9 protein-coding genes are annotated in these 15079 nt (G+C 51.3%); all 9 read left to right on the top strand.

Translation table 11 applies throughout. The features are described 5' to 3' along the window. Positions 1–132 precede the first annotated feature (132 nt). The 9 genes from ABWH99_RS18590 to ABWH99_RS18550 all read left to right on the top strand — a co-directional run bounded on the left by ABWH99_RS18590 (position 133) and on the right by ABWH99_RS18550 (position 15073). Entirely contained in the window at positions 133–732 is a 600-nt protein-coding gene (locus tag ABWH99_RS18590) for an RNA polymerase sigma-70 factor (protein ID WP_375583311.1), read from the top strand. Between the two features lie 133 nt (positions 733–865). Beyond that, the gene (locus ABWH99_RS18585; RefSeq protein ID WP_375583310.1) at positions 866–1864 is read left to right on the top strand and encodes a FecR family protein; all 999 of its coding nucleotides are present in this window, start codon (positions 866–868) and stop codon (positions 1862–1864) included. Positions 1865–1958: 94 nt separating this feature from the next. After that, positions 1959–5285, top strand: a complete 3327-nt coding sequence (locus ABWH99_RS18580; protein ID WP_375583309.1) for a SusC/RagA family TonB-linked outer membrane protein — start codon at positions 1959–1961, stop codon at positions 5283–5285. Positions 5286–5298: 13 nt separating this feature from the next. After that, positions 5299–6978, top strand: a complete 1680-nt coding sequence (locus ABWH99_RS18575; protein WP_375583308.1) for a RagB/SusD family nutrient uptake outer membrane protein — start codon at positions 5299–5301, stop codon at positions 6976–6978. A gap of 417 nt (positions 6979–7395) precedes the next feature. Further along, positions 7396–9105, top strand: coding sequence for an FAD-dependent oxidoreductase (locus ABWH99_RS18570; RefSeq protein WP_375583307.1), 1710 nt, complete (start codon positions 7396–7398; stop codon positions 9103–9105). A 465-nt stretch (positions 9106–9570) separates the two neighbouring features. Next, a complete protein-coding gene (locus ABWH99_RS18565; protein ID WP_375583306.1) occupies positions 9571–11253 on the top strand; it encodes an FAD-dependent oxidoreductase in 1683 nt (560 codons plus the stop codon). Positions 11254–11265: 12 nt separating this feature from the next. Next, positions 11266–13038, top strand: coding sequence for an arylsulfatase (locus ABWH99_RS18560; RefSeq protein WP_375583305.1), 1773 nt, complete (start codon positions 11266–11268; stop codon positions 13036–13038). 15 nt (positions 13039–13053) lie between these two features. Then, positions 13054–13395, top strand: a complete 342-nt coding sequence (locus ABWH99_RS18555) for an FAD-dependent oxidoreductase (protein ID WP_375583304.1) — start codon at positions 13054–13056, stop codon at positions 13393–13395. Beyond that, the gene (locus ABWH99_RS18550; RefSeq protein ID WP_375583303.1) at positions 13352–15073 is read left to right on the top strand and encodes an FAD-dependent oxidoreductase; all 1722 of its coding nucleotides are present in this window, start codon (positions 13352–13354) and stop codon (positions 15071–15073) included. Before ABWH99_RS18555 ends, ABWH99_RS18550 begins: the two co-directional genes overlap by 44 nt. Positions 15074–15079: the final 6 nt, after the last annotated feature.

The following is a 15079-nucleotide window of genomic DNA, read 5'->3' as shown; positions in this document are numbered from 1 at the left end:
CGCAACTCCTTAAATAAACGTAATTTTTTATTTAAAATGAAATAGGGTATATTGTACCGGCTTGATTTTCAAACCAGTTATACCTTTCCGGTGCTTTTAGCAAGTTGAAGCCCGATCCTACGAAATCATTCCATGGGAGTTTTACACAAACATACGGATAATGAATTGCTGGTTTGCCTTCGTCAGGGAGATGGCGCGGCTTTTGACGAACTTTATCGACGGTATGCAAAAAAGCTGATGGCCTTTTCCCGTACCTTTTTTTTTGACCAGCACCTGGCGGAAGAGGCTGTGCAGGTAGTTTTTGTTAGGATTTGGGAGCGGCGGGATAAACTGGATGCGTCGAAGTCGTTTAAGAGCTACCTGTTTCAGGCAGTGAAGCATTACATGTACAATCACGTTCGGGACCGGAAAAAGGAATGCTGCCTGGAAGAAGCAGCCGGACAGGTCGAATTTACAGAACAGCAGCGAGAAAGTGAGCGGGCTTACCAGGAATTGGAAGAGCTGGCGATGGAATTGATCAACAACCTTCCCAAGGTACAACAAGAGGTATTTAAGCTAAACAAGCTGAGTGGTTTGAATAGCGAACAGATCGCTGTTCGAATGAATCTCTCCAAACGTACCATCGAACACCATATTTACCTGGCTACCAAAACGCTGAAAAAAAACCTCCTTCAGTACCCCTCCTTTCAAATGCTATTTTTCTTCAGCATCAACTTTGAAGTCATTGCCTGATTCCGGATACTTACGGAATATGGGTTTGTTGTTTGTTGGAATCATGTAATCGGAAAATTATTTCGCATTTTTTCATTTTTCATTAAGTAAATCAACTGGCTGCCGGTTTATACACCAAACAGCAATAAGCCCAGTGAAAAAAGAGCAACTCATTCGATTTTTAAACGGTACAGCCAGTAAAGCCGAGCAAAAGCAGGTGCTGAATTGGTTGGAGCAGGAGGGTGCCAGGGAAGTTTTTGACCAATTTTTAAACGAAACCTGGCGGCATTCCCGCCCGGATAGGGACGATCCCACCGACTACGAAGCCCTATTGGAGCGGATACACAAAACAATCCGCCCAAAGTCAACAAGCAGAAATAGTGGTTCGGGCCTTTCCTTGGGAAAGATTTTTCGAGTGGCGGCCTCTTTTCTATTGCTGACCGGCAGTATTTTCTTTTTAAGGGAAGGCATGCAGTACCAGAAACCCGCGCCGGTTGCGATTGCTCAGACCACAATTACGAAAAAAACCGGGGATGGAGAAAAGCTGACCCTGCAGATGCCGGACGGTACCCATATCACCCTAAATGCAAACTCTGCCTTGTCGTTTTCTTCCGGATTTGGGAAGCAGGACCGGGTCGTTTACCTGCAGGGAGAAGCCTATTTTAGCATTGCGAAAAATCCACGGCTTCCCTTTCAGCTACATACGGGGGAAATGATTACGACGGCTCTGGGTACGGAATTCAATGCCTATGCGCGTTCGGGGAGGTTCGCGCTAGCCCTTACAGAGGGGAGGGTGGCCGTTGATGCAGCCAAAAAAAGAGTGGAACTGGAACCGGGTCAAATGGCTACGTTGCATACGGAGCGAGAGCCAGATGCTCTGGATGTACGCCCTTTTGACATAGACAGGACCGTTGGATGGAAGGAGGGGCAACTGGTACTTGACAGAAAGCCCCTAAAGGCATTATTGGCTGACCTGAGCTCCTGGTACGACGTGGAAATGAAAATTGATCCGCGTTTGGATCTGAATGCCCGGGTCATTGGAACCTTTCGAAACAAAAATCTGGCGGACGTATTGACGGGCCTGGGTTTTTCCATGGGCTTTGATTTTGAAATAAACGATAAAATGGTTGTCATAAAAAAAGAAAGCCTATGAACTAAGCAAAAAATGCAGGGCAAAACTCCCATCGCCAAATGAAATGCTTTACCCTGCAGATTTCAATCAGTAACAATTAAAATCCTTTAAAATTATGAAAAGAAAACTACTGTACCTAATCAAAATGGTATCGAAGAACCTACTGTACGGATTGGTACTTCAATGTCTGCTCCTAACGACATTGATGGCGCACGAGATGCACGCCCAGATTATACCCATCGACGAATCGTATATAAGGCTGAAAAAAGCCGATTGGGACCTCAGAGAGGTCTTCCGCGAAGTGGAAAAAGCAACGGATTACCAATTCGTATTTCCGGAAGAAATATTGACCGCTTCGACCCAACTGACCCTTACTAGTAAAAAACAAACGGTTAACGAGCTGCTTGTGGACATCGCACTCCTCGCCAACCTGCGATTCAAACAGGTCGATAATTCCATATACGTAGCGAAGGGTAACCGCTCTCTAGCTGAATCGGCCGTGGAAATTCGCATCGAGGCCCGCCCGATTACAGGGAAGGTGGTCGATGTCAATGGTGAAGGTATTCCCGGAGCCACCGTCCTGGTGGAGGGTACTGCCACCGGCACGGCTTCGGATATCGATGGAAACTTCAGCCTGGAAGTACCGGACAATGCTGTTCTGGTCATTTCTTACATCGGCTACGAGTCTCAGCGAGTAGAAGTCGGCAATCAAAATGAACTCACGATCACCCTTTCCGAAGACCTTTCCTCCCTAGAGGAAATCGTGGTAGTCGGCTACGGTACGCAGAAAAAAGTGAACCTTACCGGAGCCGTGAGCACGGTCACTTCGGAAGACATTGTGAATCAACCGGTGGGGCAGACTTCTATGGCACTGCAGGGAGTTGCGCCCGGTGTGACCATCACCCAGCGAAGCGGGCAGCCCGGAAGAGACGGAGGCGCCATCCGAATCCGCGGCGTGGGAACCCTGGGGGATTCCAATCCGCTGGTCATGGTGGATGGCGTCGAGACCAGCATTGATAATGTGGATCCCAACGAAATAGAAAGTATTTCCATTTTGAAAGACGCCTCTTCGGCCGCGATTTACGGTGCCCGGGCAGCCAATGGAGTGGTCTTGATTACCACCAAACGAGGTGTAGAAGGCGTTCGGGTAAACTATAATATGTACGCGGGCTTCCAGATGCCTACCCGGTTGCCCTCGATCGTGGGAGCCCTGGATCACATGGAAATGGCCAATGAAGCTTTTACCAACGTAGGCAATGACCCCCAATACTCCGAGCAATTTCTTGCCGATTACCGGGCCGGGATGCCTTCCGATCAGTACCCCGATACCGACTGGCAGGCGCTGACCATGAAAAACTCGGCCTTTATGCAAAATCACAATGTCAGCATCAATGCCGGCAGTGAGAAAGCCAGGGTGTTTGGTTCCATCAGCTACCTGGACCAGGACGGGATTATTCCCAATACCGATTTTAACCGGTTTAACCTGCGGCTCAATTCGGACGTAAACGTATCGGATAAACTTACCCTGTCCACGGATTTATTTTTGAGCAGGTCGTTTCAGCGCGAACCATCCTCCGGTACGGGCTACGTGTTTCACTGGATGCGCCGTATTCCGGCCAACGAAGTAGGAATTCTATCCAACGGACGATACGGAGAAGGCTGGAACGGGGACCATCCGCTGGCCCGGGCCCGGGACGGTGGCCTGCGTACCGTAGAGAGCCTGGATGCCATTCTCAACTTTCGTCTGAATTACAAATTCACCGATTGGCTATCCGCTGAGCTGATGTATGCACCGAAGTTTTGGAATCCGCATACCAAGAGTTTTTCGAACATCACCCAGACCTATGCCCGCGATGGGGAGACCCCTACGCACTTCGTGCCGCAGCGGAATTCCCTCACCGAACGGTACGATCGGGAATGGTACAATAACATCCGGGCCATCGTTTCAATGAACAAAACCTTTGGCGAGGTGCATACCCTCGGGATCACGGCAGGTTACCAACAGGAAGACCAAACCAATCAGTGGATTTCCGCTTATCGGGAGGTATTCCCGCTTCCACAATACCAGCAAATCAATGCCGGCAACCGGGCAAACGAGCAAACGGGCGGTGCGGCTTCTCACTGGGCCCTGCAGTCTGTTTTTGGCCGGGTGACCTATAATTACGACGAACGGTACCTGCTCGAAGGAAATGTGCGCCGGGACGCATCGTCTCGTTTTGCAGAAGGAAACCGGTCGGGTGTGTTCCCCTCGTTTTCCGCTGGATGGCGAATTTCTGAGGAGCGCTTCATGCGGGGTTCATCCGGTATCATCGACCAGTTGAAACTACGTGCGAGTTGGGGCCAATTGGGCAACCAAAATATTGGCTTGTATCCGTTTGCAGCGTTTATGTCACTCGGGGGCAGTGGCCAAGACTACGTGTTTAACGGTGCCAACGCGCCCGGTGCCGCATTAAATAGCATGGCCAACTCCGCCATACAATGGGAAACTACAGAGACGACAGATATCGGACTGGAATTTAATCTTTGGGGCAAACTGGATGTTACCGCCGATTACTACATGAGAAGGACAAAGGATATTTTACTTGCCCTAAACATCCCCCAAACCATCGGTCTGAGCGCTCCTTTCCAAAATGCGGGAGAGGTGAAAAATAACGGATTCGAATTGATGGTAAACTACCGAAACAAGATCGGCGAGCTAAATTACAGCGTCATGCTCAACTATTCGGATGTGCGCAATGAAATTGTGGATATGCGGGGTATTGAAAATACCGGATTGACCGTAAACAGGGAAGGGTATCCCATTGGATCGTTCTTCGGCTACATTTCCGAAGGTTTGTTTCAAACTCAGGAGGAAGTAAACAATCACGCCGATCAGTTTGGTAACGTTGCTCCCGGCGACATCAAGTACCGGGATGTAGACGGCGATGGCATGATCAATGACCGCGATCTGGCGGTGATCGGAAGTCCTATCCCGAGACATACCTTCGGCCTACGTCTGAACGCAGATTATAAGGGATTTGATTTTTCCCTGTTTCTGCAAGGTGTTGGCCAAGCCGATGGCTATTTGTTTGGACAGGGGATTATGCCCTTTTTTCTCGGAGGAACCGTCCATGAGCAGCACAAAGACCGCTGGACGCCGACCAATACGGATGGATCCTTTCCCCGATTGGCCTGGAATCAAACCAATAACGAGCAGAATTCAAGTTTTTGGATGCGCAACGCGGCCTATCTGCGGGGTCAAAACCTTCAACTAGGCTATTCCATTCCAAAGCGCGTGCTGGAACCGATGAATATTGGAAACGTACGGGTGTACCTGAGCGGAAGAAATCTATTTACCGTTACGGATTTTTACGAAGGATACGATCCGGAAGCACCGGTCAGCAATGGGGGCTGGTACCCGCAGATGACCACCTACACCATGGGCTTGAATGTCAACTTCTAAACAGCAGCAACCGATGAAAAATCTATTTAAATATATCTTACTGATACCGATTTTGCTCCTTGCGTTTTCTTGTGAGGACGCGTTTCTGGAGCGGCTTCCCCTGGATTCTCCCTCCAGTGAAACCTTTTTTGAAAACGAGACCGAATTGGAAATGGCTGTGACGGGCGTGTACAATCGCCTCTGGTACTGGCCGGCAGGGATTGCCTGGTTTTTGTCTTTTGATTTTGCATCCGATGACGGCTGGGATCGAAACGGTAGCCCCTTGCAGGCCTTGGGCCGGGGTGAACAAAATGCAGATAATTCGTATACCAATGGTTTTTGGGCCCACTTTTACCGGGCGATCAACCGTACCAATTTTATTACCTCGCGGGCAGAACACCTACGGGACGAAATGGATCCGGCCGACTATGACCGGCTGGTAGGAGAAGCTCGTTTCCTGCGCGCTTACTTCTACGCCTACCTGGCGGAATTGTATGGAGATGTTCCATTGGTCACCGGTACGCTTACCCTCGAAGAATCGCAAACTCCGCGTACCCAAAAATCAGCGGTCATTGATTTTGTTTTACAAGAACTCAACGCGATCAAACCCCACCTTCCAATGAATGTTGGGGAAAAGGGTAGAATCAGCCGGGGTACGGTTTTGGCGCTTATGTCTCGCGTGGCCTTATGGAACGAGCGATGGGATGTGGCTGCTACGGCAGCGAAGGAATTGATCGATTCCGGAACCTATTCCGTGGATCCCAATTATGAGGGTATGTTTACCTTTGCCGGGGATAATTCTCCGGAAGTAATCACCCGCATTCAATACCTACGTGGGGTACAAACCCATAACCTGCCTCGAAATTTCTGGTCGCGCATGGCGCTGGGGCACTCCAATAAAAAACCGCCGCAAGACTTCGTAGATACCTACGATTGCACGGACGGTTTGCCCATTGATGAATCGCCTCTGTACGATCCACAACGGCCCTTCGCAAACAGGGATCCACGGTTGCATTATACCCTGGTGGTACCCGGCACCCGATTGGTGAATTGGATCTATGAAACCCACCGGGATAGTACCATGACCTGGGAATTTCGCGGGGAGGATAGTGTACGTGTACCGAATATCGAAGCACAGCATGCCTTTGCTTCCTTCACCGGATATTTGTACCGTAAGCACATTGATTTGGCAAATTATCCGACGGATGTAGGCTCAACGGACCAAAACCTTACCATTTTCAGGTTCGGCGAGGTGTTGTTGAATTATGCCGAGGCGAAAGTCGAACTGAACCAAATTGATGAGAGCGTTTACGATGCGATCAATATTCTGCGGCAGCGAGAATCCGTACAAATGCCGCCCATTGCTCCCGGTAAGACGCAGCAAGAAATGAGAAATCTGGTGCGAAAAGAACGGCGGCACGAATTGGGTATGGAAGGCTTTCGCTATTTTGATATCCGTCGCTGGGGAATTGCCGAAGAGGTGATTCCGGGCCCTTACCGCGGCAGGGTAAACCGCTACGGTGAAGGAGGCTGGTTAAGTGAAGCACCGATGATCGATCCCATTGGTACGCCAAGCTACGACCATATTAGCAATGTGGGCGACATGGTCGTGATCGAGACCCGCAATTTTAATCCCGATCGAGATTACCTGTGGCCCATTCCACGAATTGAATTGGAAACGAATACCACATTGACTCAAAATCCGGGTTATTGATCCTGTACCAATGCACCAGCATGTGGTAGCCTTGGAATCCTGCCGCCCACCCAGGCGGCGGGATTCCGTTTCTTTCGTAATCATGCCTCCCTTGAGGAACGATAGGAAGCACGGGAGACCCTCTGGAAAACCCACTCCGCCTATCAAAAGGGCCGGCTGGGTTCCTTGCTTGCCATACGAGAATTCCGGTGCGCCTGCGCAGAGTGGTCTCGCCTTGGACTACCCGAACGAACCCATGTGGCGGGCGGGGACAGGAGCCTTTTCGGCCATCGGTTGGGACCATTTGGTGCGGGATTTGGCCTAATTGCATTAAAAATCAGCAATAATCGCCGATCAACAGCGGCGGGAACAATAAAAATTGCTTAGATTCAATTTGGTATAATTGCTCAGATTCTATTTATTAAAAATCCAAAATACATGAAAAGTACATTTACGGCTTTATGTTTCCTTTTTTCAATCCTGGCTTTCACTTCAGCCACGGGACAAAGCCAATCGTATGACATCGTCATTTACGGAGGGACCTCCGCCGGAGTAGCGGCTGCCATCCAAAGTTCCCGCATGGGCAAATCGGTCATCCTGATCGAACCCTCGGCACATGTAGGCGGACTCACCACGGGTGGCCTGGGAGCCACCGATATTGGAAACAAACAGGCCATCGGAGGGATATCCAGGGAGTTTTATCGGGGGATCAAACGGTACTACGACGATCCGGACAACTGGACCTGGCAGGAACGATCCGACTATTTTACGCGCCCGGACCAGGGAAGATCCAGAGAGGGAGAGGATGCCATGTGGACCTTCGAACCTTCCGCAGCCAAAGCGGTCTATGCGGAAATGATGGCCGCCGAAACCATTACCCTGGTTACCGAAAAACGCCTGGACCGGGCCGATGGGGTGGAAACTAAAAACAACCGCATTACCGCCATTACCATGGAAAGCGGGGAAACCTACCGGGGCAAAATGTTTTTGGATGCTACCTACGAAGGGGACCTGCTGGCAGCAGCGGGGGTAAGTTACATGGTCGGTAGAGAGGCCAATAGTGAGTTTGGAGAGACGCTCAACGGCGTCCAGGCCAATTATTACAACAGAACCCTGAAAAACAATCTGTCTCGTAATGCCGTTCACCACAATTTCATTCCGGGAGTGGATCCCTATGTGGAAAAAGGAAATCCCGCCAGCGGCTTGCTTCCCTTCATCATCGAAGGTGGTCCCGGTATCGATGGGACGGCGGACAATAAGCTTCAGGCCTATTGCTATCGGATGACGCTTACCGATCATCCGGACAACCGGATTGCCTTTGAAAAGCCCGCCAACTACAAGGAACTGGAATACGAGTTGTTGTTCAGAAATTACGAGGCAGCCACCGGACCACTGGAAGAAATGTATCACTACGGGGATCCCCTGGTGCCCTGGATCAATACCCCCATGCCCAATAGAAAAACGGATACCAATAACCAAAAGGGTTTTTCTACAGATTTCGTCGGTCAAAATCACAATTTCGCCGATGCAAGTTACGAAGAACGAGAGGCCATTGCCCAACGCCATCTGGACTACCAGCAAGGGTTGATGTGGACCCTGGCCTACCACCCGCGGATTCCAAAGAAAGTACGTGATGTCGTTTCTAAATGGGGTATGGCAAAGGACGAATTTGAAGCCCGGGGAGGCTGGACACCCCAGCTGTACATCCGGGAGGCGCGCAGGATGCGCAGCGATTACGTCGTCACCCAACGGGACTGTGAAGGCCTCGAACCGCCGGTGAGCGACGTCGTAGGTTTGGCAGCCTATGGCATGGACTCGCACATGGTGCAGCGTTACGTGGACCACAACGGCTTTGTGCAAAACGAGGGAAATTTTGAAGCACGCGTGGAAGCACCCTATCCCATTCCCTATCGGGCCATTGTTCCCAAAAAGGGGGAAGCAGAAAATTTACTGGTTCCTGTATGCGTGAGTTCCACCCATGTGGCCTTCGGGTCCATCCGCATGGAACCGGTTTTCATGGTATTGGGGCAGTCTGCCGCCACCGCAGCCTCCCTGGCGATCGATCGGGATGTTTCGGTTCAGGAGCTGGATTATCAGGTATTGGGAGCCAAATTGAAGGCCGATGGGCAAATTCTGGTACACCGCTAATCAGGCCGGTATCCCATCCCAGGCTGCGATGTTCTTGTCCTGAAAAAAGAGATTTGGAATCCGTTCTTCCCTTCTCAAAAATGGCAAGGGTATGCCCGGGAGGAGCTTAAATAAAAACAATAGTCCAGGAAAACGAGCCTGCAGGAGGCCGGGTGGGAATTGGCGGTTTCCCCGAAAGCACGTTTGCTATTCGGCCGGCAGGAATAATTCCTAAAATTCGCTACTAGATAAACGATGAACCTACGAAGTCCAATAAAACCCCTCAGTCGTTTCTTACTAAAAAATCGGCAACTCTGCAGGGATAGTCGCCAAAGTTCCGCCAGCCTGAACACAGGGGGTAGCCAGCGGGACCGAATTATCCCTGGTTAAAAAAGGATGGAAACATGCCTTTGGGCATCCCAACTAAAAACAGAGCTAGCCACCTATCACCGAAAAATTTTCACTACACGTTAAATCTTATTTCGAATGATCCAGTTACACCGAATGAAACATGCCCTGCTGGCGCTGGTCCTGCTGCCCTTATGGGTAGCCTGTAGTCCAGGCCAGGAGCAGGAGGAAATCACCGATCTCATCGTCTATGGAGGTACTTCCGGTGCCATAACCGCAGCCATTCAGGCTAAAAAAATGGGCAAATCCGTACTCGTCATTTCCCCGGATAAACACCTGGGCGGACTGACGGCAGGCGGGCTGGGGTGGACAGATACCGGGAAAAAGGAAGTCATTGGCGGTCTTTCCCGGGAGTTTTACCAACGCGTCTACGACAAGTACCAGGAAGAAGGTGCCTGGAAATGGGAGGACCGGGAGGATTTTGGAAACAAAGGACAAGGCACGCCCGCCATAGACGGGGAGTTTCGGACCATGTGGATTTTTGAACCCCATGTGGCCGAAGAAGTCTACGACGAATGGGTCGCCGAGCTGGAAATCGAGGTACTCAGAGACGAATGGCTGGACCGAGAAAACGGCGTGACCGTTGAAGATGGCAAAATCACCGCAATCCGCACCCTCAGTGGAATGGAATTCAAAGCAAGAATGTTCATCGATGCTACCTACGAAGGGGACTTAATGGCTGCTGCCGGCGTGAGTTACCATGTCGGAAGGGAAGCGAATAGCGTATACGATGAAGAGTGGAACGGTGTACAGACGGGCGTATACCACCACAAACACCATTTTAAGGTACTGGACCAGCCCATCGATCCGTATTGGGTTCCGGGAGACCCGTCTTCGGGCCTCTTGCCGCGAATAAGTGCAGAGGATCCGGGAGTAAAAGGTGAAGGCGATAATAAAGTCCAAGCCTACTGCTTCCGAACCTGTATGTCCAACCATCCGGACAATCGGGTGCCCTTTCCCAGACCGGAAAACTACGATTCCACCCAATACGAATTGCTCGTTCGGATTTTTGATGCAGGTTGGAGGGAGTGGTTCGGAAAATTCGATAGGATACCCAATCGAAAAACCGACACCAATAATCACGGCCCCTTTAGTTCGGACAATATTGGCATGAACTACGACTACCCCGAGGCAAGTTACGAACGCAGGAAGGAGATCATCAAAGAACACGAGGACTACCAAAAAGGACTGTTGTATTTTGTAGCCAACGATCCCCGGGTACCTAAAGAAACGCAGGAGGAATTTCAGAAATGGGGATTGGCCAAAGATGAGTTTACCGATAACGGCAACTGGCCCCATCAGATTTATGTTCGGGAAGCACGGCGCATGATCGGTTCCTACGTCATGACGGAAAACGAGTTATTGCAAAAAAAGCCAACTCCTGAATCGGTGGGAATGGGTTCCTACACCATCGATTCCCATAACATTCAGCGATACGTGGACGAAAACGGCCACGTGCACAACGAAGGGGATATCGGTGTACCGCTGCCCCAGCCCTACGAGATCGCCTACGGATCGCTGGTTCCCAAGAAAGAAGAGGTTCAAAATCTGGTCGTGCCGGTGGCGGTTTCTGCCAGCCATATCGCATTCGGTTCCATTCGCATGGAGCCCGTATTCATGATTTTGGGTCAGTCGGCGGCCACGGCTGCAGTCATGGCCATGGAAAAGGGAATTTCCGTGCAGGACCTACCGTATGCCGAACTGCGTACACGCTTGCTTGCCGACGGGCAGGTACTGACCCTGGAAGACCGAATACAATAAACCAACCCGCGGATGAGTCGATGGATAGCGTATCTTTTTTTACTGGGTGTTGGTGGATCCCTGCTGCCGGCTTGCCAGCCGGCTGCCCCGGAGCGCCCTCCAAATGTGCTGATAATCCTGACCGACGATCAGGGATGGGGAGACCTGAGTCACTCGGGTAATCCCCACCTTTCCACTCCGGCTATCGATGGGCTTGCCCGGGAGGGCGTGAGTTTCGATCGGTTTTACGTGTCGCCCGTGTGTTCGCCTACCCGGGCGGAAATGTTGACGGGGCGGTATCACCTGCGGGGAGGGGTAAGGGGAACCTCCGCAGGAGAGGAGCGGCTGGATTTGGACGAAACGACCTTTGTAGAATTGTTTCAGCAAGCAGGATATGCAACGGGTGCATTTGGTAAATGGCACAATGGCATGCAGCATCCGTACCATCCGAATTCCAGGGGCTTTGATACCTTTTACGGATTTTGCTCCGGCCATTGGGGGGATTACTTCAGCCCGCCACTGGAGGAAAACGGCATTCCCGTGCAAGGACAAGGCTACCTACCGGATGATTTGACAGAAAAGGCCATGAACTTTATCGATGCGCACCGGGAAGCCCCCTTTTTGGTTTATTTGCCGCTGAATACACCCCATTCTCCGATGCAGGTACCGGACTCCTGGTGGGAACGTTTCGAAAACGAGCCGCTGGATAGCCTGGTAGCTGGAGAAGATCCGGACTTTACCCGGGCAGCCCTGGCCATGTGTGAAAACATCGATTGGAATGTCGGCCGCCTGCTGGAAAAGCTGGAAAACCTGGGACTTACCGAACATACACTGGTGGTATTTTTTACCGATAACGGCCCCAATAGCTACCGCTGGAACGGAGGCATGAAAGGTAGGAAAGGTTCCACGGATGAAGGAGGGGTACGAAGCCCTTTCTTTATGCAACGAAAAGGCCACATTCCGGAAGGAAAAGTGATTCGGCAGATAGCCGGAGCCATCGATTTGTTTCCCACGTTATTGGACCTGGCGGGATTGACCCACTCCGGTGAAAAGCGCCTGGATGGCAAAAGCCTGAAGCCCTTGATTATGGAAGAAACACCTTCCTGGGCCGACCGAATGCTTTTCAGCCACTGGAATGGAAACAGCAGCTTGCGTACGCAACGGTACCGGCTGGATAAGGATGGAAACCTGTACGACATGGAATCGGATCCCGGGCAGCAGCTACCCGTTCAGGACCGGTACCCGGAGGTAGCGAAGAATCTCAGGGCATCCCTGGCAGATTGGGAAGCCGAGATGGCGGACGAGCGAAAGAAAGATCCGGAGACCCGCCCCTTTACCCTGGGTGCGGCGGAGGCCCCACTGACTCAGTTGCCTGCGCGAGATGGAATGGGACATGGCACGATACAAAGATCCAACCGTTTTCCCAACGATTCCTTTTTCACCCATTGGGTCAGTCTGGAAGACAGCATTACCTGGGAGGTGGAGGTTTTGGAGGCAGGCGACTACCTGGTGGAGGTGTACTACACCTGCCCGATGGAAGATGTGGGATCCGAAATTCGCCTGCAGGCGGGGGAAAACCACCTGGATACACGGGTAGAGGAAGCACACAATCCTCCCCTCAAGGGAATGGAAAACGACCGCATCGACCGCATGGAGTCCTATGTGAAGGATTTCAAACCCATGCTGATGGGTAGCATCGCACTGAAGCAAGGGATACAAACGTTCAGCCTGAAAGCCCTGCGCATTCCGGGAAACCAGGTGATGGACGTACAAAAATTACTCGTCAAACCTATAGAAACGAATTAGCAAACGTAAAAGAAAATGAAACGAAAACTGCTCCTTTGGGCTTCCCTGGTTGGGATGCTCTTTTCCTCCTGCAAGGAAGCGAATGATCCAACGTCAACCCATGAAACCTACGATGTAGTCGTGTATGGGGCTACGTCCTCCGGCGTAATTGCCGCCTATACGGCCAAAACCATGGGGAAATCCGTCTTGCTGGTAGAACCAAGCCACCACTTAGGGGGCCTGACAACCGGGGGGCTTGGTTATACGGATATTGGTAACAAATATGCCGTGACGGGACTTTCCAGGGACTTTTACCGAAGATTGGGCGATCACTATGGAAAATTTCGAACAGTGGATATTCGAGCCCAGCGTGGCTAAAAAGACCTTTCAGGAATACCTGGACCGCGTCGGAATTGAGGTGCAGTACGGATGGAGAATGGAGGCGGCAACGAAAGAGGAGGGTTGGATTACCCAAATCCGGTTGGAGAATTCGGATGATCCTTCTGAGGCAAAACGATCCGTTTCCGGGAAAATGTTTATCGATGCCAGCTACGAAGGAGACCTGATGGCCCGGTCCGGCGTTTCCTACACCATCGGTCGGGAATCCAACGATACCTACGGCGAAACCTATAACGGAGTGCAGTTGATGACGGGGCACCAGTTTCCCGACGGCGTAGACCCCTACCAAATACCCGGTGATCCCTCTAGCGGTCTGCTGTGGGGAATCAGTGAGGATGCCTTGGAACCAGATGGTACCGGTGATGCGAAAATTCAGGCCTATAATTACCGTATTTGCCTGACCAATGATCCGGCAAACCGCATAGAAATCACCGAACCCGAAGGATACGATCCTTCCGTATTCGATTTATTGGTTCGGCTGTTTGAGGCACAACCCGACCGGCGAAGTCTGGGTAATTATTTCATCTGGAGCCGCATGCCAAATAACAAAACAGACATCAACAACCGAGGCGGTTTTTCTACAGATATGATTGGCATGAACCACGACTATCCGGAGGCGGATTATGCCACCCGTCAGGAGATCATCGATGCACATACCCACTATACCAAATCCCTGCTCTATTTTTACAAGACAGATCCCCGGGTACCAAAGGAGCTGCAAGCGGAGATACAGGAATGGGGCTACCCGAAGGACGAGTACACGGATACCGATCATTGGACTCCGCAGTTGTATGTGCGGGAGGTACGCCGAATGGTAGGCGAATACGTCATGACCCAAGCCAATTGCGTGGGAGAAGTGGTGGTAGAGGATGCGGTAGGGATGGCTGCCTATACCATGGATTCCCACAATATTCAGCGCCTTGTGATCGAAAAGGACGGCAAAAAGATGGTCAAAAACGAAGGCAATGTGGAAATTGGCGGGTTCGGCCCTTATCCGATTGCCTACCGTTCCCTTATTCCCAAGTCGGCAGAGGCAAAAAACCTGCTGGTACCCGTAGCGCTATCCGCCAGCCATATTGCCTACGGTTCCATCCGAATGGAGCCCGTGTTTATGGTTCTGGGTCAGTCAGCTGCCGTAGCAGCCAGCATGGCCATTGATGCGGAACAGGCGGTTCAGCAAGTGGATGTGTCCGCCCTTCAGAAAGAACTGAATACCAACCCGCTGGCGGATGGAAGTACGGCGGATGTACTGGTGGACAACGACGATTCGGCGCAGGTGAGCCTGGTTGGAAATTGGGAAACGATGAGTAGGGGAGGCTATGGACCGAGTTTTCTAGTTGCGGGTAGCGCCGGTGAAAGTTCCGCCCGGTTTCGCCCAATCATTACGGATGAAGGAAAATATGGTGTTTACGTTTACTTTTCCCGGGTGGCCGATGCCAGCTCCCAAACGCACCTTGTATTGGGAGATGGATTTGAGGAGCACGAAATGATGATCAGAGAAGCGGACATTCGGGTAGAAGGGCAAACCTCCGGCGAATGGGTGCATTTGGGAGATTTTGATTTCAAACCCGATACCGCGCCTTTTGTGAAGGTCTCCAATAAAAATGCCGACGGCAATGTGGTCGCAGATGCCGTCTTGTGGGTACCGGTACGATGAAAATGC

The organism is Cyclobacterium xiamenense (assembly GCF_042140265.1).
GTDB classification, from domain to species: Bacteria; Bacteroidota; Bacteroidia; order Cytophagales; family Cyclobacteriaceae; genus Cyclobacterium; species Cyclobacterium xiamenense_A.
Note: the sequence above shows the minus strand (reverse complement) of the source record. Positions and strands in the feature narration are given on the sequence as shown.